This window comes from Polynucleobacter arcticus, assembly GCF_013307205.1.
Lineage (GTDB): Bacteria > Pseudomonadota > Gammaproteobacteria > Burkholderiales > Burkholderiaceae > Polynucleobacter > Polynucleobacter arcticus.
On the sequence record NZ_CP028940.1, the window covers coordinates 1,474,503 to 1,499,802 of the forward strand.

Here is a 25,300-nt window from a genome sequence, read left to right on the forward strand (position 1 = left end):
AATGGCTATTTTTCCTGATATTGGGACTTATCTCGACTCCAGCTTTTTATCAGTTATCAGAAATCCAAAGGGTTCAACAATGAAAATAATCATAAGCATTTTTTTAGCATTTACAGCACTCTTATCTATGCCAGTTACTGCTCAAAACAATCAGGCTGTATTTTTTAAAGAAGTTGAAATAATTGCAGACAAAGTAGAGGCAGGGGAAAAGAGCCAATCTGAGGGTGCGAAGGAAATTTTTTCTTTGTCGAAATCATACTTTCCAAACGATAAGCTAATCCAATCGTTTTACCAGTCGTTATTACTCCACAGTGAACGGTTAGAGAAAAAACTCATCACACAAAAAGAATTTGATTCTCTTGGTCAAGCTAGCCTTGCCGATTACAAATCCGCCATATCTGCCAGAACAATTGAGTCCGCGAAAGCGCAGTTTCAGGCGGCGCTAGAGAATGACCGCCCACAAAGAGGTCAATACACTGGCGAAATGCCTATGCAGCAGGAATACACTAACCCAGCAAATACTGCCGCCATAGCGACCATGCTCAATGGCATTGGTAGGGCTTTTACTAACTCATTTGGCCAGTCGATCACCCCACCACCCCGCATCTGCAATTACTACGGTGGCACGAGTTATTGCTTCTAGTAGATCCAACATTTTGAATCAAGAAAGGAAACATACTGTATGGCTTTCATTTTGGAGAAGCCTTAAGAGTGGCGTATGCACCTCTTACAGGTCTGATGCCACAGACATTGAAGGTGAGTGCTGGCCCGAAATCACTAGCGCACTATCAATTGAGGGGCTACTATTTAAACCCACGGTGCGCGACTATTACCTATTGAAACGCCGACCCATTATTCATGAGTTATTTACAAACCACCTCACCAATCTCCGTATTTATGGATCTTCAAATCCTCCATTGGAAATAGAGGATGAGAATGCCAGAATATTTCGCTTTGATCATGCTGGCAAGCAATTTGAGAGTAGCATCATCTGGGCAATAGATGATCCATTAACCCTAAGCAGAATTCTGAGCGATGTCCGCAACACCAGTTTTGTCAGCGTTTCTATTGAACTTCTATGCAGCGATAGTTTTTTTGATTTGTCTGATCCTAAGTTTTCAGAGACGGATGAATACGGGCAATTCGAGGTGTATCAACATGAAATCAATATCAAGCGGATTAACTTAATTTTTAAATGACTACGGCCGTATTAAAACTTACGGGAAACAGGAGAGCAAATGCCGGTAAGCTCGCGGACGGTTACAGAAACTGCTCCGCTCTTATATCTATAACCAATCGATTGGCTTGACTCCAATGCCCCAGAAATACGATTGATTCTGATCATTTGCTTCAAGTCAAGTGCGCCCTGTTCCACCCCGTCCTTATTTATATAACTATCTCTAGTCCAAACATTATCGGAAATCTCAAGCAGCTGTTCGCTTACTTGAACTGAACTAACTCTACGAAAATCTTTATCACCAGAAGTATCTGTATACCGTATTGGGGCCTCTCCGTTAATAGAGACTCCCCACCCATATGATTCGTTGGCAAACAGATAACTGTCTTGACCGGATATTTTAGTTACAACCCTTTCTTTGCCAGTTATGGTTTGCGTCGCAGTTCCAGAAACTTTGCATAACAAAATAATATCAAGAGGTTTTATATTGGCGCTAGCGCCTTTTACTGGCTCTGCAGCCATGGTTGCATGGGCCGTAAAACCTCCTAACCCAATAATCAATGCCATGGCGACTGCAATTCTTTTGGCTACATTCATATGGTGACTCATTTAATCTATTTATTCAAACAGTTAATCATGTGCCTTAGTGAGCCCTATATATATCTACTCGTCATTAGATAATATTGACTCAAGTGCAGTAATCACAGCAACCTTATGCCCAAGGTCAACCCCCACTACTAGATCTACATTTTCGGTGATGTGATTTCTCTTTAATACCGTCTTGTAGTCAATTCCATGCGCCTGGCATACCTCCTTTAGCGCCTCGAGATGGGCGGCAATCAGCCGCTTTCCACTCGCCAATGCCTCTATATGCTGATCTGGATTATTCATCTCATTCTTGATATAAGCATACGCCATCTTCAAAATATCAGCCGCATAAAAAGATTCAAGTCGCCAATAGTCACCAGCCCAGGCATGGCTTGCAAAATGAATACGTTCCAAGGCACCCACAAACCGAGCATCCAGCATGGAATAGGTCTTGCGGGGAACTGCTGCCTGAATCCGTAGGGACTCCAATTCATTGCCAACATAGGCATAAGCTGCGGCAGCCAGCTGATTGTTAGTCATGTGCTCATAAGCGGTATTTAGTGGTCTTTGATTCATTTTTTGAGTTTCCTAATTTTGTTCACCTGATCGATTACCTCTACCCGACGCTGCAGCTCGCATGTCTCATGAGCTTTGCGCACCATATCCAAGACATAAGCTAAGCGTGTTCCATCTTGCGTATCAATGCGCCCCAGCCTCATGTCTCTGTAGAGCCTTGCCATCTCCATCCGGATTGTTTCGGCATCATTGAGTCTGATTTTGGTGATTGCATTTAAGGGGGTGGGGTCTAATGCTTGACCATCTAAATCCTGACTTAGCGGGCGATCATCAAGCCTGATTTGATCACCTGAACCAGCATTAAAGGAACTCATAAAGCGATACCCCAATCAAAATGATCTGCGTCACCCTTGAAAGTTAAATTCCCATCTCCCTGGCCATAATTCCCAGAATCCCAGTGGTTCAAAGCACGGGAATTATGGGAATTATTGGGAATAATGGAGTTTTTACTATTGATAGGTAACATCCAAATACTGCGCCTTGAGCTAGCAAAGCCTTCTACTTTTGCTACTAATTTCAGCGCATCTTTTGCCCTATATAGAGATGAGTTTCCATATCCGTTCGCCCTAGCAAGATCAGCGATAACCTTTTTCTCTTGGCTACCACCCACATCCTCTAAATATGATTTGAGCCACTGGGCACAATCCCCCAACTCAGAACCGTTTTCCCCATCAAAATCAACTGCCTCGGCATTGCTAATAATTTGATGGGAACTGCCTTCAATCTGTCCTTTCCAGATCACAATTGAAGTATCGATTCCGTTGTACTGAGTCTGCTCCACCGAATATAAAAAGCCTCCATCCCTTGCGCTTAAGTTTGTTTTAAGCCTCACCAAAACTCGATCTCCAGTATCTTTATCGATGATGGTGCCCCATACCATCCGAGGCAATGCAGTGAATGCCTGGGAACCTAAGACGCGCTCAGCAGGATCCTTTCCTTGTCCACCTTTACTAAAATGGGAGATGCCAATAATGGCGCATCGCTGGTTTTGTGAAAACTCTACTAATGGGTCAAGACCCTCTCTTACATCGTTAGCTTTATCCGAGTTTCCCTTTACCAATCCGATAATGGGGTCAAGCAAGATTAAGACGACACCGCCAATAGAATCAACAGCAGTCTTGAGACCATCTAAATCTGTTGCTGCATTAAAAGTACGGTCATCACCATCTTCTCGCACGGATTTGAGAATGTATATTCTCTCTAAATCCGCACCCATAGCCGCCAATCTTGGCATCAAAATATCTTCAGGATCATCCTCACTTGACCAGATCAATACGTTGGATCTACCCAAATATTTTTGGCCACTAGGAAAGGTTCCGCCGCTCGTAATAGCAGCAGCAATACCAAGTGCTAACGTGGTCTTCCCAGTACCCCCAGCCCCAGCTAAAAGCGTTAACTTTCCCATTGGTAGCCACTGGTCTATCAACCAAGTGATAGGTCGCATTTCGACATTTGAGCCCTTCATGAGCTTTACCTCTATCTTTGGCTTAGCTTTCTGTGTGGATGCGGTGCCCGTCTTTTTGCTATTTGCTTGACCCACTCCATACTCAGCAGGATCTCGAGGGTTATACAAGCTGTCCACAATAGAGGCCGGAAATATCAAATCAGGCAATGGCTCATCTGAAGTAAATTCATCCACTTTTGTCTGCATTTGTTGAATACTTTCAAGGTGATTCATAAATAAAACCCCCCAATAAGCTGAATGCGACCACAAGCTTCAAGCAAGCGACTTTTATCATTTGAGGTCAACTGATAACCGCGCCCTATGCTGGAAGCGGTACCCGCTACTAACATAGCCTCATATCCAATCAATGTCAGCGCATCCCTTGGGGATAATGGAGCTGGTCTAGGTGGTTTAGATGATGATTTACCATCCTCAATCCAGCACCCTAAATCTTTACAGGCGGTTACAAAATCCCAGGCTTTAATTGCACGGTGGTAACTCATTACATCACCCCCTTTTGCACCACAACCCGCCATGCAGGAGAAGGCGCCACTAATTAAGTTAACCCGCATCGAATCGCTTCCACCATGAAATGCACAGGATGTGGTGACCCATTTTTTACCCTTGGAAAGCTTCAGACCCTGACTTTCGTAATAACTCTGAGGGTCAGGCAAGCGAGATCTATCAAAGCTCATAGCGCGCCCCTGAGTTTGTCAGCAATTTGGGCTACCGACCAAAGCAGACGATTACCAATTTTGGTGGGTCTAATGCCGTAGGCCTCACCAGTCAAAGAGTAATTTTTTCGAACTGTTTGGCTTGCGACATTAAATACCTGAGCCATTTCAGGTGTAGTGATCAAATCACGGTTACCAGCAATTGCTGACAATCCAGGCGGAAGATTTACAGTGTGATTTTTAAGTATGTTCATATCTATTTAACCCCTTTCATTGAGTTAAATAAATTCTCTTGGTAGGGAATTTCCTACACAAATAAAACACCGCCTCTAAGATGCTGTTTTTATTGAACTTCTATTGGGCATTAAAAAATAGGGAAATGTAAATTCCCTATTTACGTAGACTTCTCGCAACTTTACTAAACCACATGTCTTTTGATAGCGAATCTTTGATGGTGGCAACCTTTATTTCCTTGCCTCCACCATAAGAAGATCTTATTTTTTCATCAAAAAATTTTGCATGAATCAATAACGATATTTCGTCAATCGTCAATCTTGGATTTTGATTAAGCTGCTTCTCCGCAAGCGCTTTAGCCCTCTCCTTCCATGCGGCGCTCGATAACTCTATCAAGCCGTCAACCTGATTTACATCGGTCAACTGCGCAAGCGCCCTAAATTCATCTGGGACCACCCAATCCGAATTCTCCTCAATTACCCACCTAGCAAACTCTGCCAACTTAACCTGATCTGTCGCCTTAAATTGGGCTGGGTTGTTATGGAGCCATGAACAATTTGTATTTTGAGCCCAATATAAAGCGCTGGTTAATCTAGGAGAATAACCACAACTAATTTTTGAAACATTCACTATGCCAATGTCTTTTGCGTAGGCGGCCCAATCGGGTGCGATATTTGCACTTAAACATATGGCGTCACCCAAGCTGAGATGTTGACAGCTCCAGCACGACTCATTCGGTCTAAGTTGAGCTAACGGCGATGGATAGTGCCGCTTAGCCCAGTTAAATCTTGGTAACCACTTATCGTTTAGATCATTCCAGTAGATTTCTTCATAATCATTGTGAACATCTGCGGGGATATAAGCGGTATCAGTAATGCTTGGTTTGTAAGCAGGAATCTGCCCCTTTCTAACGCACTCTTTAAGATCGCTAATCAGAAAAGGATAATTAACCCCCTCGTAATCATTGCATAAAAATCTAGCCGCTTCAGCGATGGTATATCGCCCCTGAGTAAGACGACGCACCAGTTGATCCGCTTTTTCAGAGTCGCTAGCTATGAGCGCGAATGACATTTAGTTTCTCGCCTGCTAGTAACGTGAAGTCGATTACGCATGAATCTCAGCCACGCTCAGCCTCAAGCCAACGGAATGTAAAATTCTATTCATAGTGTCTAGCGTTGGATTGCCGCCCTCTGCTAAAGATTTGAATAAGGTCTTCTCACCCAATGAAGCGCAACGAGCTACCTCTGCCATACCGTGAGCTTTAGCCACTTGGCGCAATGCGACTAATAAAGCACCTTGATCTTCTAATTCCATAACCGCATCCAAATACGCTACCGCTTCTTTTGGATCCGCTAAGGAAGAGATCAGGCTGTCTTCGTAATTTTTATCTCGTTTACTCATGGCTTACCTCGTTGTTTCCAGTCTTCCAAATACTTAATGGCCTGCTCAATAACTCGGTCTTGGTCACTCTTATCGCTACCGCTCAGCAATAAGACAATCTCATCTCCTTGCCTACTCAAATACACCCGATAACCAGGACCATAATCTAACCTTAACTCTTGAATCCCTTCGCGCAAGTTTTTGCAATCACCTAGATTACCTACCTCCACTCTAGCTAAGCGAGCGCGAATCCTTGCTCTTGCCTGAATATCCTTTAAGCCATGCAACCAGCTTTCAAAAGGTGCATTGCCTTGCGCATCAGTATATATCTTAAGTCTCATTATAGTATCTTATAGAATACCGTCAATTATTTTTACCACCAACTGCTTTGAGCACATTTTCGTCTTTTTGAGGCGTAAATCCAATGCCCGCCTGCTCCAATATCCACGCCTCATACTTGATATGCCAGATAGCCAATAACTCTAAAGGGCGTGATTTATAGTGTTTTTCAGCGGTTGCACTTGGCTTATGCCCCATAATTTCCGCAACAATCCCTACGGGCATTTCTACCCACTCAGCAAGTGAAGCAAAGGTCCGCCTTAATCCGTGAATAGTTACGGGCGGCAATTGTGAACAACTCAGCACTTTATGGTGCGAGACGCTGGGGTCCGTATACCTTCCGTCTTTAGATGTGGGGCTACTAAAAACCCATTCATTGCGCCTTGGTAGGCTGTCGATAAGACTGCTTAAGTATGGAGTCAATGGAAGCTTCCTACCCTCCTCGGCCACCTTGTCTTTAATCCATATCGCACTCCATTGAAAATCTACATCAACCCATTTAAGACTCGCCATTTCCTCGCGTCTAGCACCAGTCAGAATTAAGGCCTGAAGATAAGCTTGGGCTACAGGGTTTCTTAGGGATGTAACGGCTTCAAACCATGGTTTTAATTGACTCTTCTCCAGCACATCAAAACGCTTACTTTTACGACTTGGGACTTCATCACGCAATTCTTTACCCTCTACCGCGCCCGCATCAATTAGCTTTGCAAACTCAGGCCGTAGCGCACACCAGCGCCAAAATGCTCTAAACATTTCAAAGCCCTGACGGGCATTGTTTGCCCGTGTTGCAGCTTCTACCTTTTGCCACTCCTTCAAGATCGCCGATGAAATATCAGCCATACGTAAAGCCATCAGGGGATACAGAACCCCCGTTTGAGTCTTTCGCTTGCTGCGCTTTCTTTCCTCGCCCCCCGGTTGAGCTAGATTCTCATGATCTTTTAGGTGGCGCTCACCCCACTTCTTACCTCGCTCAATATGTGAGCGAGTCATCTTATCTTTTTGATATGCGATGTATTGAGCCCATACCTCGCTTACCAAAAGCTCTTTGCTTTTTGACTCTATGGCCTTGGTTTCAGCCTCATTCCTTTGGGCTTTAGCTAGCTCCCTAGGGTCAATTCCTTGGTCGGTTAATGCTTTGAGGCGGTTAGCCTCTACTTGGGCTTGACTTATTGAATAGGTCTTTGCATCGCCAATTGTGAGCCTTAAGGTATTCCCATGTAGCTTGGTTTGGAATATGTAGGACTTTGCCCCCTTTGCGGTAGCGCGAAGACCAAGACCAGGCGTTTTCCCATCCCATAGGATTGATTGCCCCTTACCACTCTCGCACTTAAAGGACTCTACCCTGCCAGCCGTGAAGTTCTGTTTAGCTGTCATCCTTCAAACATTCCGAGAATTCTCATGTAACCCCCATGTAACCTAATAATAGAAATATACAGGAATATTTAGGAATGCTTAGGAAGAATGAAAAATGCTTTAGCTATATATATATTGGACTTTATGGGGTTTTTAGGCATACTGAGGAATACTGATGAACCCTCTTAAAATCGGGCTCATAACCCGAAGGTCGTAGGTTCAAATCCTGCCCCCGCAACCAGTAATTCAGTACTAAGCCCTTAATCTTTAAGGGCTTTTTGCTTTTCTGAGGAACCGCTATTGATTCACAGCAGCTGCGGGACGATGCCATAGTCGCGAAATATCCCTGCGCCAAAAAATGGGCTCCGAAGACTTCAGATCTGGATTGGATGAAAAAGTCCATATTTGAGCGCCCGTTGTAGGCGTTTGATAAAACGGAATATCCATACCCTGGTAGCGCGCAGTGACGGTTGGATGGGGATGGCCATAACGATTGCGATAGCCATTTTGTGCAAATGCCTCATCGGGACTTAATGCCATTAACAACTCTTGAGAAGAGGATGTTTTGCTGCCGTGGTGCGGCGCCATGAATATTAAATTCTTATCCTTTAAATGATTAAGGACTATTTGGGTTAAGCGCTCAGTAATTTCGGCCTCGCCCTGCTTTTCTACATCGCCTGTTAACCAGAATGAAGTATTGCGATTGCGCACCTCCAGTACGCAACTCATCTCATTGGGTTTTCTGTTTTGTTGTTCTTCAAATAGAGTGTCCTCATGTGGATGCCATATTCGAAAGTCCACCCCATCCCATGACCATTGCTGACCAAAACGACAGGGGATGGCAGGAATCTTTCTCTCTTCTAAGTTAGCGAGCAAGGGATTGGTGCTGGGTAAGGATCCCATCATGGATTCGAAGCTGATTTCTTTAAGCAGAGTTGCGGCTCCACCAATGTGGTCACTATCGCTATGGCTAATCACCATTCGATCAATGTGATTGATTCCCCTACCCCTTAAGTATGGCAGGATGATTCTTTGACCGGCATTATCTTTTCCTTGAATGGGTCCAGTGTCGTATAGCAGTCGTTTTGTTTTGGTTTCGATCAGGACTGCAGTGCCTTGGCCAATATCAAGCACCGTTGCCCGAAATTCTCCATTGGCTAAATTGACATGGGAGAGTGGCTGAATAAATAAACTTGTACACAATGCGAGGCCAGCGGCTCTTGAAGTAGCGCTCCCCTGAATAGAACCAGGACGAATCGCTATTACGATACCAATAGTCGATAGCACGATCGCCCACCAAGCAGGCTGGTTTGACCATGTAACCGCCCATTTCCAGTTTGCCATCCAAGCCAGCATGATGGCCAAGTAATCCATCGTGACATGTGCGGGTAGCAACAACCACCGACCAATAAAGTCTGGCAATAAGGCGCCAGCAATAGCCAAAGGAGTCACAATATAACTCACCACAGGGATAGCAACCGCATTTGCTAATGGCGACACTATCGAGACTTGATAAAACCAATACAAGGTTAAGGGAAGTAGAGCAATAGTGACAACTGCCTGGACACGACAAGCTTCTCGCAAAGCTTGAGTGAGCCTATGTCGCCAATGCAGCTCAAGCTCCTTACCAGTAGGTACACCCAAGAGACCTTCAGAATCTTGCATGGCGAACAGGATGGCGGCAACCGCCCCAAACGAGAGCCAGAACCCTGGCGTATAAGGCGCCATTGGATCCACTAGCAACACGAAAGCCAGTGCCCACCACCAGATATCAAAGGATCGCGGATTTCTGCCAGACCATAAGGCGAAGGCAACGACACCCACCATATACATTGTTCTTTGCGCTGGAATCTGAAAGCCTGCCAACCACGCATAAATAAACGCAGTCAGAAAACCTACCGCTGCAGCAACCTTGCCTACCGGAATCAACAGTGGCAGCGTATTACGACGCCATACAAACGCCGCAACCAGAGCACCAAATCCTGCCAACATGGTTACATGGAGGCCTGATATCGAGATGAGATGCCCAATACCAGTAGCATTAAATACGCGCCAGTCTTCTTGGTCAATTGCATTTTGATCCCCCATTACTAAGGCAGCAATCACACCGCCATAGCGCGCATCCCTTGGCAATAAACGCCGTATCTTTTCTCTCAACTGCCAGCGCCGATACTCCATTGCTAGCGAAAATTCTGTTGGGCCAATGTCTTTCTCAAGCAGAAGCTCGCCCGATCTCACTGATCCGCTAGCGCCAAAGTCTTGATGGAAAGACCAACGCTCAAAATCAAAAGTATGGGGATTTAAGGAGCCATAAGGTCGCTTGATCTTGACCTTCAATTCCCAGCGTTGGCCCGGAACGACTACTGGAATATCTTGAGGATTACGCCATGCAGGCTGCCAACTCAAATACACCTGCGGAGGAAATGCCTCAATTTTTTCTCTTACCGAAAATGCTTGATCCACCTCAAAAGAAAACTTCGCACCACTGGGGGTACTTTGCGGCAGGGTATTGACCCTGCCCTCAAGAATAATATCTTTACCTTCATACTCAATCGGCAAGACATTACTAAGACGCTGCTGAGCATAATAGGCATTCCAAGCAAAGCCTAGAATCAAGAAAATGAATCCGACGCAAATGGTGTTGACATCAGGGCGCCTGGTAAAGCACCAATTACTGTAGACGCCGATCATGCAAAACAACATCAAAATAATGCAGATCAATAACCAGTGATCAGGTACCGCAGACAAAAAGAGAAGGAGCGATCCCCCGGCGATAAACGCCGCAATATTGATGCGCAAGTTCTTAAGAGGCGGATTGTGGGCTGGAGATATTGGTCATCAAACTTGACCAACGAGGTAATGCTTGCAACGCATTTTGCCAAACTGCACTAGCAAATGTCTCTGCACTGACACCACGAATTTCTGCTAACTGGGTGGCGATTCTGGGAAGTAAAGCTGGCTCATTAAACTGACCGCCCTCCTGTTTTAACCAGGCAGGAGGAATGTCAGGAGAATCCGTCTCAGTAACGATGCACTCCAGCGGCATCTCCTGCAAGAGACGTCGAATTTGCAAAGCGCGATCATAGGTAGCCGCGCCACCGAACCCCAGCTTAAATCCGAGTTCAACAAATTGCTCAGCCTGCTGATGACTACCATTAAAAGCATGCGCTATGCCACTAGGCACTTTTCTTCTGCGTAAGGCTTTAAGAATCGCATCTTGTGAACGTCGGACATGCAAAATCACGGGTAACTGAAATTGCTCTGCTAAATCCAATTGCGCATGAAAGAAAAACTCTTGACGCTGGGGATCAAGCCCCTCAACAAAGTAATCAAGCCCAATCTCGCCGACACCAACAAACCGAGGATCGTCTAATGATTGCTCAATATGTGATTTGAGAAGATCGATATCACCCTCTTTGGCTTGCTTGATATACAGCGGATGAATACCCAGCGTGTAAACCAATCCTGGAATGTGTTTACTGTGCTGATTCACTAAACTTTTAGCTTGATCCCAATCTGAAGCCTGCACTGTTGGCAGCAGAATTGCTTGAACTCCCTCGCCTGCTGCCCTAGCCAGGATCTTTGGAAGCGCATCCTTGAACTCCGGAGCATCCACATGACAGTGGGTATCTACCCAAACGAGATCTGTTTTGATTTCGCTCATTGCGCGAAAGTCTTTAATACTCCACGCTCTAAATGCAAAATCCGGTCACAACGTTTAGCGCGGATAGGATCATGGGTCACGATCACAAAAGCAGTGCCTTGCTCACGAGCAATGTCCAGCATGAGGTCAAATACGCCATCGGCTGTTTCGGTATCGAGATTACCCGTCGGCTCATCTGCCAGAACACAAGTAGGATTGCCTACTAGCGCACGCGCTACAGCGACACGCTGACGCTCACCGCCAGATAGCTCACCTGGTGTGTGCTGCACTCGCTTTGCTAAGCCAACTGCATGCAACATCGTATTTGCTCGCTCCATAGCCTCATCATTACCGAGACCACGAATACGCAAAGGCAAGGCCACATTCTCCACAGCGCTGAATTCATCTAAGAGGTGGTGGAACTGATAGATGAACCCTAGGCTACGATTACGTAACTGATCTAACTTACTTACCGGTAACTTGTGGAGATTCTCACCAGCGAGAATCACAGTACCCGCGGTGGGAGTATCTAAGCCACCTAACAGATGCAATAAGGTACTTTTGCCTGAACCCGAAGAACCAACGATCGCCACTTTCTCTGAGGCACTAACCTGCAAATCAATGTCTTTAAGGACATCGACGGCAGTTGGTCCTTTGCCATAGGTTTTTGCCAAACCAGAGGCGCTCAGAATGAAGTCATTAGCCAAGGTATTTTTTAAATCACTCATAGCGTAATGCCTCCGCAGGCTGAACTTGGGCGGCCCGTCGGCTTGGGTACAGGGTAGCTAACACCGATAAACCAAAAGCCATCAAACCTACAGTGACCACATCGGATAGACGCACATCAGAGGGCAACTCACTAATAAAGTAGACATCACGAGGTAAAAAACGTACTCGGAAAATGGCTTCGATTGTCGGAACAATGACATCAATGTTTAAAGCAATCAGTAGACCTAAGCCAACACCAGCTAAGGAGCCGAGCAAGCCAATCGCCAAACCTTGCACTAAGAATATCCGCTGAATGAGTCCTGGACTCGCGCCCATCGTTCTCAAGATAGCAATATCGGCTTGCTTCTCATTCACTGTCATTACCAAAGTAGAGACCAAGTTAAATGCAGCCACTGCAATAATTAAGGTGAGGATGATGAACATCATCTTTCTTTCCGTTTGAACAGCAGCAAACCAATTGCGGTTAGAGCGAGACCAGTCGGATACCCAAAGTGCTTGAGGCACCACCTGAGCCAGTTCAGAGGCAATCTCCGGTGCACGCTGCATATCATCTACTTTCACACGCAAGCCAGATGGATCTTGTAAGCGCAATAGAGCAGCGGCGTCCTTCCAGTGCATGATGGCCAGAGAGCTGTCGTATTCATAATGGCCGCTATCGACAATACCCACCACTTGTAAAGTCCGCATTCTGGGCATAGAGCCTGCCGGAGTCATGTCGCTCTCAGGAACGATCAAGTTAATGCGATCGCCTACACGTGCACCCACCATATTGGCTAATTGCGCCCCCAGCGCCACACTAAAGGTCCCCGGCTTGAGATCTTCAATGCTGCCTGCGACAAATTGCTTCGGCAAGTCAGAAACCTTGCCCTCTTCACTCGGAAGCACTCCACGAATGGCTACGCCCCGCATCACGTTCTCGCGGCTTAACAAGCCTTGTGAGCTCACCATCGGAGCAACACCGACCACATGGGGCTGAGCGGCTACTTTCAGCGCAATCGGCTCCCAATTCGCTAATCCGTCTGGGGCGGTAATTTCGACATGAGAGAGTACAGAGAGCATGCGATCACGGACTTCCTTCTGAAAGCCATTCATCACTGAGAGTACGACAATTAAGGCGGCAACGCCTAAAGCGATACCTGCAGTGGAGATTCCTGAGATGAACGAGAGGAAGCCATCACGCTTACCCACCGTCTTACGACGCTTGGATCGGGTGTAGCGCAGGCCAATTTCTAGCTCAATGGGAAGTCTCAACATAGTTACAGTGTAGACAATTGGATGGACAAACCGATGGATTCTGTAAATGCCACCTAAAATCAGGGGAATGACTGCCAATTTAAGCTCCCAATCCAGCGCTTTACGACGCTTTACCCTGATGGTGTCAGGGGAAGATACCCTTGACTCTGGATTAAATCAGAATGCCCCACCTAGCGGACTTCCGCAAGAGCGCTTCCTACTAGGAGATCAGTTACCGATTGCTCCAGTTCTGCTATTAGGTCAAAGTGATCTCACAGTGAACCCCAATGAAGTGATTGCCTGCCTGCAACCAGTCCATCTTCACGCTACCCGGGATCATTTGATTTTGATGGCGCAAAGTCAGATTGATCTGACTGCTGAAGAATCCGCGAGTTTATTTGGGGTAGTCCTCCCCTTCATAGAAGAAGATTTTGGTCACAAAGTGATTTTTCAGGGGCAGCGTGATTGGTTTATTCCAGCCGGGCCCTTTGCTAACTTAGCAACACACTCAGTTGATCAGGCGCATGGTCGTAATATTGACTGGTGGATGCCCCGCGACAAAAGTGAAATTGGAATCGCCAAGCTTTGGCGCAAACTCCAAAATGAAATTCAGATGCTGTGGCATATCGATCCAGTCAATGAAGAACGTGCGCAGCGCGGATACCCAAGCATTAACTCCTTGTGGATCAGTGGCATTGGCAAATTAGTAGATATGCACACCCCTGATTTACTGCGGAATGTAGGCCAGATTTATGGAGAGCATCCTTTGTTGGTTGGACTAGCCAAGTATTTAGGGATTTCTCATCAAAGGGAAATGGATTTATCAAAACTAGTAAATGGTTTTGCTTGGGTGGATCAGCCAAAGAACGCCTGGGATGGCCTAAAGAATGCTATGTTGAATCAAGACTTGGATGAGCTTGAAATCATTGACTTCCCTAAAGGCAAAGTGCGTCACAGAATCTTCACAGCCAAAGACTTACATAAAAAATCTTGGGCCTTCTGGAAGAAATCAGAACCCCTCACTTGGAAAGAAATCGTTTCTTCATGAGCGTATTTGCCCAACGCCCTTTCTCTGACCGTACGGCCGGCTGGTTACAGCAGAGTGGTCTACACCCATTGCTAGCCAGATTGTATGCAGCCCGCGGGGTTGATAAGCCTGAAGAGTTATCACTCGATCTCAAGCAACTACTCTCACCTACCGAGTTAAGAAACTGCATCAGTACTGCCACCTTGCTCGCCGATATTCTTGAGCGCAAAGAGTCCATGCTGGTAGTAGCTGACTATGACTGTGATGGTGCTACTGCCTGTGCCGTTGCACTGCGTGGATTGAAGATGCTGGGTGGGCCCGATACGGCAATTCAGTTTTTAGTACCAAACCGCTTTACGATGGGCTACGGATTAACTCCAGAGGTAGTCGATTTAGCTGCCCAACAAACTCCAAAACCCAAATATCTCATCACAGTCGATAACGGCATTGCTAGTGAGGCCGGCGTAGATCGAGCCCGCGAGCTGGGCATGGAAGTGATCGTGACCGATCATCACCTCCCAGGAGATCGACTCCCCAAAGCCACTGCCATCGTCAATCCGAATCAACCGGGTTGCACCTTCCCTAGCAAAGCACTCGCCGGCGTTGGAGTGATGTTCTATTTACTAGTAGCGCTTCGTGCAGAGCTTCGTCAGCGCGGAAAATTTACTGCGCAGACTCAACCCAAAATTGAAAATCTATTAGACCTCGTCGCATTAGGTACCGTAGCGGATGTTGCGCAGCTCGATCGCAATAATCGCATCTTGGTTTCTAATGGCTTAAAGCGTATTCGCATGGGAGTCTCGCAGGCTGGTATACAGGCACTCTTTCAGGCGGCGGTCCGCGATCCTCGCAAAGCCAATACTTTTGATTTGGGTTTTGCTATTGGCCCACGACTCAATGCGGCAGGACGTCTTGCAGATATGACTTTGGGCATCCGCTTGTTACTCTGCGATCAGCCTGATGAAGCTATTGAGTTAGCGTATGAGCTCGATCGCATTAATCGCGAACGTCGCGTGATTGAGGGCGGCATGCAAGAGGCTGCTCTTGCCCATCTCGCTGAAGATCAGCTAGCGGGAACCATGGCTGAGCGCTCCAGCATCTGCCTTTGGAATCAACAATGGCATCAGGGCGTGGTTGGTATTGTGGCCTCGCGCCTCAAAGAGCGCTTTAATCGTCCTGCCATTGTGTTTGCTCCTGCAGATGGTGCCGCTGGCGAAGAATTACGCGGGTCTGGAAGATCGATTAGCGGCTTTCATTTGCGGGATGCCTTGGATGTGGTTTCCAAACGAGAGCCTGGTTTGATTCTCAAATTTGGTGGCCATGCGATGGCGGCGGGACTGTCTATTAGAAAAGCGGATTTTGAGCAATTCGATACCCTCTTTCAACTGGTTGCAGCAGAGCTATTGAGTGATGAGTTATTAGAGCGTCGCCACATACATGATGGCGTCCTCGATCCGTCCGAATTCACAACAGAAACGGGTGACCTCCTGGCCGAAGAAATTTGGGGTCAAGGCTTTCCTCAGCCGATTTTTTATGGGGAATTTGAAATTGGCCAGCAGAGCCTGATGAAAGAAAAGCATCTTCGCTTGCAGCTTCGTCCACTGGGGGATGGCCATTTGGCTAGCAAACCACTCACCGGCGTCTGGTTCAATCGAACCCAGCCCTTACCAGCCAAGGCCAGGCTAGCCTACCGCCTAGTGACCGATCGCTTCCAGGGTCAAGCTCGCGTACAACTCATGATTGAGGCTCACGACGAGGGCTAAGCTTCGGACCTGACTGAAATAACCCCCTTATAATCAGGGGATGGAAGCCGAACAACTCAATATTATTTCAAATACCCTCTCCGATCTGCTCACCCGTGAGCAAGCACTTCGGGGGTATCTTTGACTTCGAGGTAAAGTCACGTCGCCTTACTGAAGTTAACTCAATTCTGGAAGATCCCACCATCTGGGATGACCAAAAGAAAGCGCAAGCGCTGGGCAAAGAAAAGAAGTTGCTCGATGGCGTAGTTGCCACCCTCACGGATTTAAATAGCAACATCACTGGCGCACTCGAATTATTCGACATGGCTAAAGAAGAGAGTGATTTTGAAACGATTGGCGCTCTCGAGCAAGATGTCGAGAGCTATAGCAAGATCATTCACGATTTAGAGTTCCGTCGCATGTTCCACAACGAGATGGATCCCTGCAGCTGCTTTATTGATATACAAGCGGGCGCTGGCGGAACTGAGGCATGCGATTGGGCGAGCATGCTCTTTCGCCAATACCTCAAGTATTGCGAGCGCAAAGGATATAAAACAGAAATCCTTGAAGAATCTGATGGGGATGTAGCGGGTATTAAGAGCGCTACCATCAAAGTCGATGGTGAATATGCTTATGGCCATTTGCGCTCAGAAACGGGTGTTCACCGTTTGGTTCGTAAATCTCCCTTTGACTCATCCAATGGTCGCCATACCTCCTTTGCCAGTATTTATGTTTATCCAGAGATTGATGACTCGATTGAGATTGATGTCAATCCAGCAGATATTCGTACCGACACCTATCGCGCCTCTGGTGCGGGTGGTCAGCACATTAATAAGACCGACTCTGCTGTTCGCCTCACCCACCTCCCTACTGGGATTGTGGTTCAGTGCCAAAACGATCGAAGCCAGCATCGGAATCGAGCTGAAGCAATGACCATGTTGAAGTCACGCCTATATGAGCACGAAATGCAAAAGCGCCGTGTAGAGCAAGATAAATTAGAGGCTACTAAAACAGATGTGGGCTGGGGTCATCAGATCCGCTCCTATGTCCTGGACCAGAGCCGAATTAAAGATCTACGTACGAACGTTGAGATCTCCAATACGCAAAAAGTTCTGGATGGTGATCTTGATGCCTTTATTGAAGCCAGCCTAAAACAAGGCGTCTGATTCATTACCCCTATTTCAGTGACTTAAAAACTATATGAACGATCAAGCGAATCCCAATCCTAATCCAGTCTCCACCACTGAAGCTGTTGATGAAAATCACATCATTGCTGAGCGGCGTGAAAAATTAGCGAAGTTACGTGCAAGCGGAGTAGCATTTCCGAATGACTTCGTACCAACACACTTGGCTACAGATCTGCATACCCACTACGACAGTCTTACTAAAGAAGAGTTGGCTGCTAAGAAGGTGCATGTCAAAGTGGCTGGTCGTATGGTGCTCAAGCGCGTAATGGGGAAGGCCAGCTTTGCCACCATTCAAGATCGCAGTGGTCAGATTCAGTTCTATATCAATGATGAAATCAGCGGTGCCGATACCCATGGGGCTTTTAAGCACTGGGATATGGGTGACTTTATCTCTGCTGAAGGCAATTTATTTAAGACAAACAAAGGTGAACTCTCAGTCGAATGCAGCAACTTGCGCCTACTGAGCAAATCCTTGCGCCCTCTTCCGGACAAGTTTCATGGCCTCTCTGATTTGGAGACCAAATACCGTCAACGCTATGTTGATTTGATCGTCAATCCAGCGAGCCGCAATACTTTTAGAGCGCGTAGCAATACGATTGCCTCCTTACGGCGTCACATGCTCGATGCGGACTTCATGGAAGTCGAAACACCGATGCTCCATCCGATTCCTGGTGGCGCTACAGCTAAACCATTTATCACGCACCACAACGCTTTAGATATGCAAATGTTCTTGCGTATTGCGCCAGAGCTTTATCTCAAGCGTTTGGTAGTCGGTGGTTTTGAGCGCGTGTTCGAAATTAACCGCAACTTCCGCAATGAAGGTGTGAGCCCCCGCCACAATCCAGAATTCACCATGATGGAGTTCTATGCAGCCTATACAGATTACCGTTGGTTGATGGATTTCACAGAGAGCTTGATTCGTGCTGCAGCTATCGATTCTCAAGGTACCGCCGTACTGACCCACCAGGGTCGTGAACTCGATTTGAGCAAGCCATTCCAGCGCTTAACCATTACCGAAGCTATCCTCAAGTACTGCGGTCAGTCCAATAAGAGCTACGAAGCTGCGCAACTAGAGGATGCCGTATTCATTCGCGCTGAATTGAAAAAAGGTGGTGAAAATCCAGATAGCCCTACACTCAAGAACGCTGGTATTGGCGCACTTCAATTGGCCCTCTTTGAATTGGTTGCTGAAGCGCATCTCTGGGAGCCAACCTACATCATTGATTACCCAATCGAAGTCAGTCCCCTCGCCCGTGAATCTGATACACGTCCTGGTGTTACAGAGCGCTTTGAGCTATTTATTACCGGTCGCGAAATTGCCAACGGCTTCTCTGAGCTCAATGATGCTGAAGATCAAGCTAATCGTTTCCGTAAACAGGTAGAGCAAAAAGAAGCCGGCGACGAAGAAGCCATGTACTTTGACCATGACTTCATTCGTGCCCTAGAGTACGGCATGCCACCAACGGGTGGTTGTGGTATTGGCATTGACCGTCTAGTGATGCTATTGACTGATGTACCTAATATTCGTGATGTGATTTTGTTCCCACATCTGCGTCGCGAAGAAGAGTAATTCATTCAGACCTTACTTTCTAGTAAATCAAAAGCCGCAGAATTAAACTCCTGCGGCTTTTTCTTTTAATGCGGCCAATCAGCTTAGTTGGCTGGATATAGCTTGGTGTTCTCACTATCGAGGACAGTGACATTGACCGGAATACCTAGACTTACACTAGAAGATACAGTACAGAAATCCTGAAACTGCGCCAATACACGCTCGATATTTTCGACGGATTTACCTGGTACGCCAATACGGATCTCTACATAGATAGCCAAGATGCGTAAACGATTTTCTGCATTTCTACCTATCTCACAAGTCGCCTTGGTTTCAATGGGCTCTGGATTTTGCTTAAACTTTCTGAGCGCAAAGAGTAGCGAATCAGACAAGCAATTTGCCACGCCCGCCAGCAAGAACTGGGATGGCGTTGCCCCTTGAGATTTGCCCAATGGTGGGGGCTCATCACCATAAATGGGATCTCGCTCTTCGCTGTAATAAATAGCAAATTGATAATCGCTTTGCTGCACTAGTCTTACAGAAGGCTCATTACTCATAGATTCTCCAATCACTGATGACGCCAAACTAATATATGGCAGGAATTAATTTTTTAACTTTGTACTGATAGTCCCGATAAATAGGGAAGCGCTCCACCAACCAAACCTCTTCTCGTCTTGCTTTTATATCGAATAAGATAAATAACCCAATGGCGTAGGCTAAAACATAAATGCCAGGGAACATAAAGAACCAGGCAAGTGCCGCTAGCAGCACTCCAAAATAGATGGGATGTCGAACGAAACGGTATAGACCAGTCTGAACTAGCTCTGCGCCATCTTTAGGACAAGGTAAAGGTGTAAAGTTTTTTCCTAGGTTCATCACGGCAATGCCCATGATCAAAAAAGCTAGTAAGCCAATAGCAACACCACAAGATTGAATAATCGTTTTTAGCGGCTCTCCATTCACCAAAAGGGGGCCTTGTGGTCCAAATAAAATCAGTCCAATCAGAACGGCCTGGACAATCACATACCGTGCACCTCTATCAGAGATGGACTTATGAGGTACAGGATTCATGGTGTGGCCTTGTGAAGATCAGACCACAGTCTATCTTGATTTAATAAGTTAATGCTTTCTTAAAATGCTCATCAATGCTGGTGCCATCCTGGGAGAGCACATGTTGCGCAAGCAGAAACACTCCCGAGAAAAAGCTTAAGCAAACCAATAGGCCGAAGGCGTGGTATTGATTTAAACCACTTTGGTTGAGAGCCTCAAGATAGGAACTGCTTTCTAAGGCAAGGTGGGTGGAGAGGCTGAGCAGGGCCAAACCCAGAAAAATCTGGAGGATAGTTAGAAATAAGGGCTTTGCAGTTTTAGTCTTTGTGGACATCAGTCCTCCTTGGGATAGGTATAGTGAGATCTTATGGGAGCTAGCACTACTTGTAAAAGACCCCTTTTTTATAAGCTAAATACTTTTTTATCTTTAGAACTACGCCTAGAACGAGGATAATTGGGTTTTTGTGATTACTATTAAGTACTTATGGCAGCCTACAACACCGAAACCGTCCTGACCGTTCAGCACTGGAATGACACCCTCTTTAGCTTTACAACTACCAGAAACAAAGGCTTACGCTTTCGTAGTGGTCACTTTTTGATGATTGGACTTGAGGTTGAAGGCAAGCCACTAGTACGCGCTTATAGCGTTGCCAGTCCAAACTATGAAGAGCATTTAGAGTTTTTGAGCATTAAAGTTCAAGATGGTCCGCTCACTTCACGTCTCCAGAAGATTCAGGTAGGTGACCCTATCTTGGTAAGCGAGAAATCTGTTGGTACATTAGTGATTGATGATTTGAATCCAGGAAAACATCTCTACTTGTTTAGCACTGGCACTGGTCTCGCTCCATTTATGAGTATTATTCGCGACCCAGATACGTACGAGAAATTCGAGAAAGTGGTTCTGATTCATGGCGTACGTTTAGTGAGTGAATTGGCATATGCTGAATACATCAAGAATGAATTAACCCAAGATGAATATATTGGCGAAATCATTCGCGAAAAGCTGATCTACTATCCAACGGTGACGCGCGAGGCATTCAAGCACACAGGTCGTTTAACTACGGCGATTGAGTCTGGCCAACTCTTTAAAGATATTGGCTTGCCTCCATTAGATCCGGCAGTGGATCGCGCCATGATCTGCGGCAGCCCATCCATGCTGAAAGAAACCGCTGAAATGCTCGATGCCAAAGGCTTCAAAGTATCCCCAAGCCTTGGTCAGTTAGGCGACTATGTCTTTGAGCGGGCATTCGTTGAAAAGTGATTAAATCTATATATCTATAAGTAATTTAGATATCGCTATATATTTCTTGTGGATATATAGAGCCCTTGTTAAATTATCCTAACGAGATATTTACTAGGAACCGAGATGTCCCCCGTCAGAGAGTATTACAACCCAGTTATTACCAAGCTATTGCGTGAACATGATCGTTTACCACATGAGAATGTAGCTGAGCGCAAGAGTTTCCAGCGCCAAATACTCTTTCTCATGAATACTATTAAGCTCGATGAGTTTGAGAAAGCTTTCGCTTAATTATAGAAAGCGTGATTGTGATTCAATTTTTACTTGATTCATCGCATTTTATTATTTCAGGCGCACTCGTCGGAGTAATGGTTGGCATGACTGGCGTAGGCGGTGGATCACTAATGACGCCCTTGCTTACACTGATCTTTGGAGTTTCCCCAACAGCAGCGGTAGGGACTGATCTTGCATTTGCAGCAATTACTAAAGGATTTGGCACTGCTGCGCACCGCTTTCATGGAAATGTGCGCTGGGATATTGTTCGACTGCTCTGTATCGGGAGTATCAGTACGGCAATTCTCTCAATCCTAGTTTTAAAATATGCAGGACCGGTTTCTAAGGACTGGAATCACCTCATTAGCATTTCTATTGGAATCTCCGTTCTACTAACAGCCACATCCCTTCTTTTCAGAATGAAAATTCTGAGATGGGTTCTAGAAAATCCACATTACCTTCCAACAGGTAAAGCATTGAGGATCACCACAATTGTTGTGGGTGCTGTGATTGGTGTCCTCGTAACAGTCTCATCAATTGGAGCCGGGGCAATTGGTGCGACACTTATTTTATTGCTATACCCACACTTAAAAGCCTCTGAAGTTGCGGGCACTGATATTGCTTATGCAGTGCCCTTGACTGCGCTGGCTGGGCTTGGGCATTGGTGGCTAGGTAATGTACATTTTGACTTACTAATGGGATTGCTAATTGGATCTGTACCTGCTATCTGGCTAGGCGCCAAACTCTCAAGCGTACTCTCTGAGCGCGCTACACGTACGGCACTGGCGGGCACATTATTTCTGGTTGGGGTGAAGCTGGTGTCCTCATGATTAAACCAGAATTTTGGTCTATTCCAGGAAGTGCTTTATCTGCCAATCGGTTAGCAGAAAAGAAAGCCGCCCTCAAGCAGCGCTTAACAGATATTGCTACACGATTTTCCGATCTCCGTTTCGCCACTAGCCTCGCCGCTGAAGACATGGTGATTACAGATGCCATTGCTAAGTCCAAAGCAAACATTCGCTTATTCACACTGGCTACCGGTCGTCTTCATCAAGAAACTTTGGAAATGACCCAAACTACAGAAAATCACTATAGGATTTCAATCGCGAAAGCCTACCCAGAAGATAGTGATATTCAAGAATTTATTGATCAGTACGGTATGAATGGTTTTTACGATGGCGAAGAGGCTAAAAAAGCCTGCTGTGGTGCTCGAAAAATTAAGCCCTTAAATGCTGCCTTACTTGGTGCTGATGCTTGGCTGACCGGTCAAAGACGTGAGCAATCGACTACTCGAGTTGAGCTAAATTTTGAAGAACATGATGATGCTCGTGGCATTGCCAAGTTCAACCCCTTATTTGATTGGACCGAGAGTGATATCTGGGCCTATATCAAACAGGAGAATGTACCCATTCATCCGCTGCATTTAAAGGGCTACCCTAGTATTGGCTGCGAACCCTGTACACGTCCTGTTAAACAGGGCGAGGATATTCGTGCAGGTCGTTGGTGGTGGTTACAGAGCGATAGTAAAGAGTGCGGTCTTCACGTAAACAAATAATTATTTAATGGCAAAGAACAAATTACGAAATGCAAGAACAAAAACTGTTAGATGATCATTTGGATTGGCTTGAAGCTGAGTCAATCTATATCATCCGTGAAGTAGTTGCGCAATGCGCAAACCCCGCAATGCTTTTCTCAGGCGGGAAGGATTCGATTGTGATGTTTCACCTAGCACGTAAAGCCTTCCAATTTGGCGATCGCCCAGTAAAGCTACCTTTCCCTATCTTACATATCGATACTGGCCATAACTATCCAGAAGTGATTGCCTATCGCGATGCAGTAGTTGAAAATACGGGTGTGAAACTGATTGTTGGTCATGTTGAAGACTCCATCAAAAAAGGTACTGTACGTCTCCGTAAAGAAACAGATTCACGTAATGCTGCTCAAGCTGTCACCTTACTTGAGGCAATTTCCGAGTATGAGTTTGATGCTCTTATGGGTGGTGCACGGCGCGATGAAGAAAAAGCGAGGGCCAAAGAGCGCATCTTTTCTTTTCGTGATGAATTCGGTCAATGGGATCCAAAGGCACAGCGCCCTGAGCTCTGGAATCTTTATAACGCTCGTATTGCCAAAGGTGAAAACATGCGCGTATTCCCCATCTCTAATTGGACCGAGCTCGATATTTGGCAATACATCGCTCGCGAGAATTTAGAGCTACCAAGTATCTACTACACCCATGAGCGCGAAGTCGTCCGAAAAAATAGCCTTTTGGTTCCCGTTACCAATATCACCCCTAAAGCACCTGGGGATGTTAGCGAAGTATTGAGTGTGCGTTTTCGTACTGTGGGCGATATTAGCTGCACCTGCCCCGTACTGAGTACAGCTGCTACGCCCATCGATATTATTGCTGAAACTGCGATTACTGAGATTACCGAGCGCGGTGCAACGCGGATGGATGATCAGATAAATGAGGCCTCGATGGAGCGCCGTAAGAAAGAAGGTTACTTCTAATGATTCAATCTCATAATGCTGCTACCCACCAAAACGTCGTCCGCTTTATTACCGCAGGTAGCGTTGACGATGGTAAGAGCACCCTGATTGGTCGCCTACTCTACGACACTAAATCGATTTTGGTAGATCAGCTCGAGTCTTTATCAAAAACTAAGCATGCACGCGTAACTTCATTAGATGCAGGCGTCGACTTGGCACTATTAACGGATGGTCTTGAGGCAGAGCGCGAACAAGGCATCACCATTGATGTGGCCTATCGATATTTCTCAACCCCAAAACGCAAGTTCATCGTAGCCGATGCACCAGGGCATGAGCAATATACGCGCAATCTAGTTACCGGTGCTTCACAGTCTGATGTGGCCGTGATTTTGGTAGATGCTACTCGCGTAGATCTCAATACTCAACCCTCAGCCCTCTTGGCACAAACCAAAAGACATGCCGCTATCGTCCACCTTCTCGACCTTCGCCATGTCGTATTTGCCATTAATAAAATGGACTTACTCGATTTTGATGAGCAAGTGTTCCATGCGATTAAAACGTCTATTGTGGACTTAAGCGAAAAAATTGGACTACCTGAGCCAACCTTGATTCCGATGTCGGCACTCTTAGGTGCCAACGTAGTGAATGCCAGTAAAGACACGCCCTGGTATGAAGGACCTACCTTACTAGAGTGGCTGGAGGCTTTGGACACAAGCCCACAATCTGAAAAGACAGGTCTACGCTTTCCAGTCCAGTATGTTGCCCGTCAGGATGGCAGCGCTTCCGATGACTTCCGAGGCTATCTTGGCCAAATTGAATCTGGAAGTATTCATGTTGGTCAAAAGATTACAGTCCTGCCAGAGAATCGTGAGGCTACTGTTTCCAAGATTTACCTAGGTAATTGCTCAAATCAGAATCCAGCCAGCGCTAATAATGAAGTAGAGTCTGCTCAAACAGGTGAAGCAGTAGCAATTAGTTTGACTGAGGATATCGATGTTTCTAGAGGTTGTTTATTCATCAGCGCTCAGGACCCAACACCACCCATATTATGCAAGCAGATTTCCGCCGATCTTTGCTGGCTAGATAGCGAGCCACTCTCCTTAAGTCGGAAATATGCCTTGCGTCACACCACTAATACGATTAGCGCCAAGGTGAAGGCAATCAAGCAAGTATTGGATATACAGACACTGTCTCATGCGCTCGAAACACACCCCCTCACCGCAAATGAAATCGGTCGAGTAGACTTTGTGTTGCAAAAGCCAATTGCTACAGATTTATTTAGCCAGTCTCAAAAAACTGGTGCATTTATTCTGATTGATGAAGCTACTAATCATACTGTTGCAGCAGGCATGATTCGAGAAGCACTTAATTGAGT

The 25,300-nt window shown here is 46.2% G+C and carries 29 protein-coding genes and 1 tRNA gene; 13 read left to right on the forward strand and 17 right to left on the reverse strand.

Features of this window, described 5'->3' with window-relative positions; genetic code table 11:
• Position 1 precedes the first annotated feature (1 nt).
• Together DN92_RS07445 and DN92_RS07450 are read left to right on the forward strand one after the other, a co-directional pair.
• Complete coding sequence (locus DN92_RS07445) at positions 2-643, forward strand: hypothetical protein (protein WP_173960641.1); 642 nt, start codon at positions 2-4, stop codon at positions 641-643.
• Positions 644-836: 193 nt separating this feature from the next.
• Positions 837-1,199: a hypothetical protein gene (locus tag DN92_RS07450; RefSeq protein ID WP_173960642.1), complete on the forward strand. Its 363-nt coding sequence runs from the start codon at positions 837-839 to the stop codon at positions 1,197-1,199.
• 11 nt (positions 1,200-1,210) lie between these two features.
• Here DN92_RS07450 and DN92_RS07455 read toward each other — a convergent pair whose 3' ends face one another.
• The 10 genes from DN92_RS07455 to DN92_RS07500 all read right to left on the reverse strand — a co-directional run bounded on the left by DN92_RS07455 (position 1,211) and on the right by DN92_RS07500 (position 7,786).
• Positions 1,211-1,774: a hypothetical protein gene (locus DN92_RS07455; RefSeq protein ID WP_173960643.1), complete on the reverse strand. Its 564-nt coding sequence runs from the start codon at positions 1,772-1,774 to the stop codon at positions 1,211-1,213.
• A gap of 66 nt (positions 1,775-1,840) precedes the next feature.
• The gene (locus tag DN92_RS07460; RefSeq protein ID WP_173960644.1) at positions 1,841-2,341 is read right to left on the reverse strand and encodes a hypothetical protein; all 501 of its coding nucleotides are present in this window, start codon (positions 2,339-2,341) and stop codon (positions 1,841-1,843) included.
• Positions 2,338-2,655 (reverse strand): hypothetical protein, encoded by a 318-nt coding sequence (locus tag DN92_RS07465; RefSeq protein WP_173960645.1) that lies wholly within the window; start codon positions 2,653-2,655, stop codon positions 2,338-2,340. Before DN92_RS07465 ends, DN92_RS07460 begins: the two co-directional genes overlap by 4 nt.
• Complete coding sequence (locus DN92_RS07470) at positions 2,652-4,019, reverse strand: AAA family ATPase (protein ID WP_173960646.1); 1,368 nt, start codon at positions 4,017-4,019, stop codon at positions 2,652-2,654. The genes DN92_RS07465 and DN92_RS07470 overlap by 4 nt, the downstream gene beginning before the upstream one ends.
• A complete protein-coding gene (locus DN92_RS07475; protein WP_173960647.1) occupies positions 4,016-4,480 on the reverse strand; it encodes a CHC2 zinc finger domain-containing protein in 465 nt (154 codons plus the stop codon). Before DN92_RS07475 ends, DN92_RS07470 begins: the two co-directional genes overlap by 4 nt.
• Positions 4,477-4,713, reverse strand: a complete 237-nt coding sequence (locus DN92_RS07480; RefSeq protein ID WP_254598275.1) for a hypothetical protein — start codon at positions 4,711-4,713, stop codon at positions 4,477-4,479. The genes DN92_RS07475 and DN92_RS07480 overlap by 4 nt, the downstream gene beginning before the upstream one ends.
• Before the next feature lie 136 nt (positions 4,714-4,849).
• Complete coding sequence (locus DN92_RS07485; RefSeq protein ID WP_173960648.1) at positions 4,850-5,764, reverse strand: hypothetical protein; 915 nt, start codon at positions 5,762-5,764, stop codon at positions 4,850-4,852.
• A gap of 33 nt (positions 5,765-5,797) precedes the next feature.
• A complete protein-coding gene (locus DN92_RS07490) occupies positions 5,798-6,094 on the reverse strand; it encodes an addiction module antidote protein (RefSeq protein ID WP_217426017.1) in 297 nt (98 codons plus the stop codon).
• Positions 6,091-6,414 carry a type II toxin-antitoxin system RelE/ParE family toxin gene (locus DN92_RS07495; protein WP_173960649.1) on the reverse strand — a complete coding sequence of 108 codons (324 nt, stop codon included), beginning with the start codon at positions 6,412-6,414 and terminating at the stop codon, positions 6,091-6,093. The genes DN92_RS07490 and DN92_RS07495 overlap by 4 nt, the downstream gene beginning before the upstream one ends.
• A gap of 22 nt (positions 6,415-6,436) precedes the next feature.
• Positions 6,437-7,786, reverse strand: coding sequence for a tyrosine-type recombinase/integrase (locus DN92_RS07500; RefSeq protein ID WP_173960650.1), 1,350 nt, complete (start codon positions 7,784-7,786; stop codon positions 6,437-6,439).
• A 122-nt stretch (positions 7,787-7,908) separates the two neighbouring features.
• On the opposite strand from DN92_RS07500, the gene DN92_RS07505 reads away from it, so the two are divergent.
• A tRNA-Met gene (locus DN92_RS07505) sits at positions 7,909-8,006 on the forward strand.
• A gap of 56 nt (positions 8,007-8,062) precedes the next feature.
• Here DN92_RS07505 and DN92_RS07510 read toward each other — a convergent pair.
• The 4 genes from DN92_RS07510 to DN92_RS07525 are packed head-to-tail and all read right to left on the reverse strand — an operon-like array spanning position 8,063 to position 13,391.
• Positions 8,063-10,564 carry a DNA internalization-related competence protein ComEC/Rec2 gene (locus DN92_RS07510; RefSeq protein WP_254598276.1) on the reverse strand — a complete coding sequence of 834 codons (2,502 nt, stop codon included), beginning with the start codon at positions 10,562-10,564 and terminating at the stop codon, positions 8,063-8,065.
• Between the two features lie 4 nt (positions 10,565-10,568).
• Positions 10,569-11,429, reverse strand: coding sequence for a TatD family hydrolase (locus DN92_RS07515; RefSeq protein WP_173960651.1), 861 nt, complete (start codon positions 11,427-11,429; stop codon positions 10,569-10,571).
• Complete coding sequence (locus tag DN92_RS07520; protein ID WP_173960652.1) at positions 11,426-12,136, reverse strand: ABC transporter ATP-binding protein; 711 nt, start codon at positions 12,134-12,136, stop codon at positions 11,426-11,428. Before DN92_RS07520 ends, DN92_RS07515 begins: the two co-directional genes overlap by 4 nt.
• Positions 12,129-13,391, reverse strand: a complete 1,263-nt coding sequence (locus DN92_RS07525) for a lipoprotein-releasing ABC transporter permease subunit (RefSeq protein WP_254598277.1) — start codon at positions 13,389-13,391, stop codon at positions 12,129-12,131. Before DN92_RS07525 ends, DN92_RS07520 begins: the two co-directional genes overlap by 8 nt.
• A gap of 67 nt (positions 13,392-13,458) precedes the next feature.
• On the opposite strand from DN92_RS07525, the gene DN92_RS07530 reads away from it, so the two are divergent.
• The 4 genes from DN92_RS07530 (at position 13,459) to lysS (ending at position 18,896) form a co-directional block, all read left to right on the forward strand.
• A complete protein-coding gene (locus DN92_RS07530) occupies positions 13,459-14,418 on the forward strand; it encodes a hypothetical protein (RefSeq protein WP_254598278.1) in 960 nt (319 codons plus the stop codon).
• Complete coding sequence (gene recJ, locus DN92_RS07535; RefSeq protein WP_173960654.1) at positions 14,415-16,160, forward strand: single-stranded-DNA-specific exonuclease RecJ; 1,746 nt, start codon at positions 14,415-14,417, stop codon at positions 16,158-16,160. Before DN92_RS07530 ends, recJ begins: the two co-directional genes overlap by 4 nt.
• A gap of 40 nt (positions 16,161-16,200) precedes the next feature.
• Positions 16,201-17,305 (forward strand): peptide chain release factor 2 gene (prfB, locus tag DN92_RS07540; protein WP_173960655.1). Its coding sequence is split into 2 segments (ribosomal slippage): positions 16,201-16,281 and positions 16,283-17,305, totalling 1,104 coding nucleotides; the frame shifts between segments, so codons are not numbered across the junction.
• A 34-nt stretch (positions 17,306-17,339) separates the two neighbouring features.
• Complete coding sequence (lysS, locus tag DN92_RS07545) at positions 17,340-18,896, forward strand: lysine--tRNA ligase (protein WP_173960656.1); 1,557 nt, start codon at positions 17,340-17,342, stop codon at positions 18,894-18,896.
• Positions 18,897-18,979: 83 nt separating this feature from the next.
• Here the strand turns inward: lysS and DN92_RS07550 are convergent, their stop codons facing one another.
• The 3 genes from DN92_RS07550 to DN92_RS07560 are packed head-to-tail and all read right to left on the reverse strand — an operon-like array spanning position 18,980 to position 20,259.
• A complete protein-coding gene (locus DN92_RS07550; protein WP_173960657.1) occupies positions 18,980-19,432 on the reverse strand; it encodes an OsmC family protein in 453 nt (150 codons plus the stop codon).
• Positions 19,433-19,460: 28 nt separating this feature from the next.
• Positions 19,461-19,946 (reverse strand): methyltransferase family protein, encoded by a 486-nt coding sequence (locus tag DN92_RS07555; RefSeq protein WP_173960658.1) that lies wholly within the window; start codon positions 19,944-19,946, stop codon positions 19,461-19,463.
• 40 nt (positions 19,947-19,986) lie between these two features.
• Entirely contained in the window at positions 19,987-20,259 is a 273-nt protein-coding gene (locus DN92_RS07560; protein ID WP_173960659.1) for a hypothetical protein, read from the reverse strand.
• A gap of 150 nt (positions 20,260-20,409) precedes the next feature.
• On the opposite strand from DN92_RS07560, the gene DN92_RS07565 reads away from it, so the two are divergent.
• The 6 genes from DN92_RS07565 (at position 20,410) to DN92_RS07590 (ending at position 25,298) form a co-directional block, all read left to right on the forward strand.
• Positions 20,410-21,186, forward strand: a complete 777-nt coding sequence (locus tag DN92_RS07565; RefSeq protein WP_173960660.1) for a ferredoxin--NADP reductase — start codon at positions 20,410-20,412, stop codon at positions 21,184-21,186.
• Positions 21,187-21,291: 105 nt separating this feature from the next.
• On the forward strand, positions 21,292-21,456 hold the full coding sequence (locus DN92_RS07570) for a hypothetical protein (protein WP_173960661.1): 165 nt from the start codon (positions 21,292-21,294) through the stop codon (positions 21,454-21,456).
• A gap of 77 nt (positions 21,457-21,533) precedes the next feature.
• On the forward strand, positions 21,534-22,268 hold the full coding sequence (locus tag DN92_RS07575) for a sulfite exporter TauE/SafE family protein (protein WP_254598379.1): 735 nt from the start codon (positions 21,534-21,536) through the stop codon (positions 22,266-22,268).
• Positions 22,265-22,993: a phosphoadenylyl-sulfate reductase gene (locus DN92_RS07580; RefSeq protein ID WP_173960663.1), complete on the forward strand. Its 729-nt coding sequence runs from the start codon at positions 22,265-22,267 to the stop codon at positions 22,991-22,993. Before DN92_RS07575 ends, DN92_RS07580 begins: the two co-directional genes overlap by 4 nt.
• Positions 22,994-23,022: 29 nt before the next feature.
• Positions 23,023-23,946: a sulfate adenylyltransferase subunit CysD gene (gene cysD, locus DN92_RS07585; RefSeq protein WP_173960664.1), complete on the forward strand. Its 924-nt coding sequence runs from the start codon at positions 23,023-23,025 to the stop codon at positions 23,944-23,946.
• The gene (locus DN92_RS07590; RefSeq protein ID WP_173960665.1) at positions 23,946-25,298 is read left to right on the forward strand and encodes a sulfate adenylyltransferase subunit 1; all 1,353 of its coding nucleotides are present in this window, start codon (positions 23,946-23,948) and stop codon (positions 25,296-25,298) included. The genes cysD and DN92_RS07590 overlap by 1 nt, the downstream gene beginning before the upstream one ends.
• Positions 25,299-25,300: the final 2 nt, after the last annotated feature.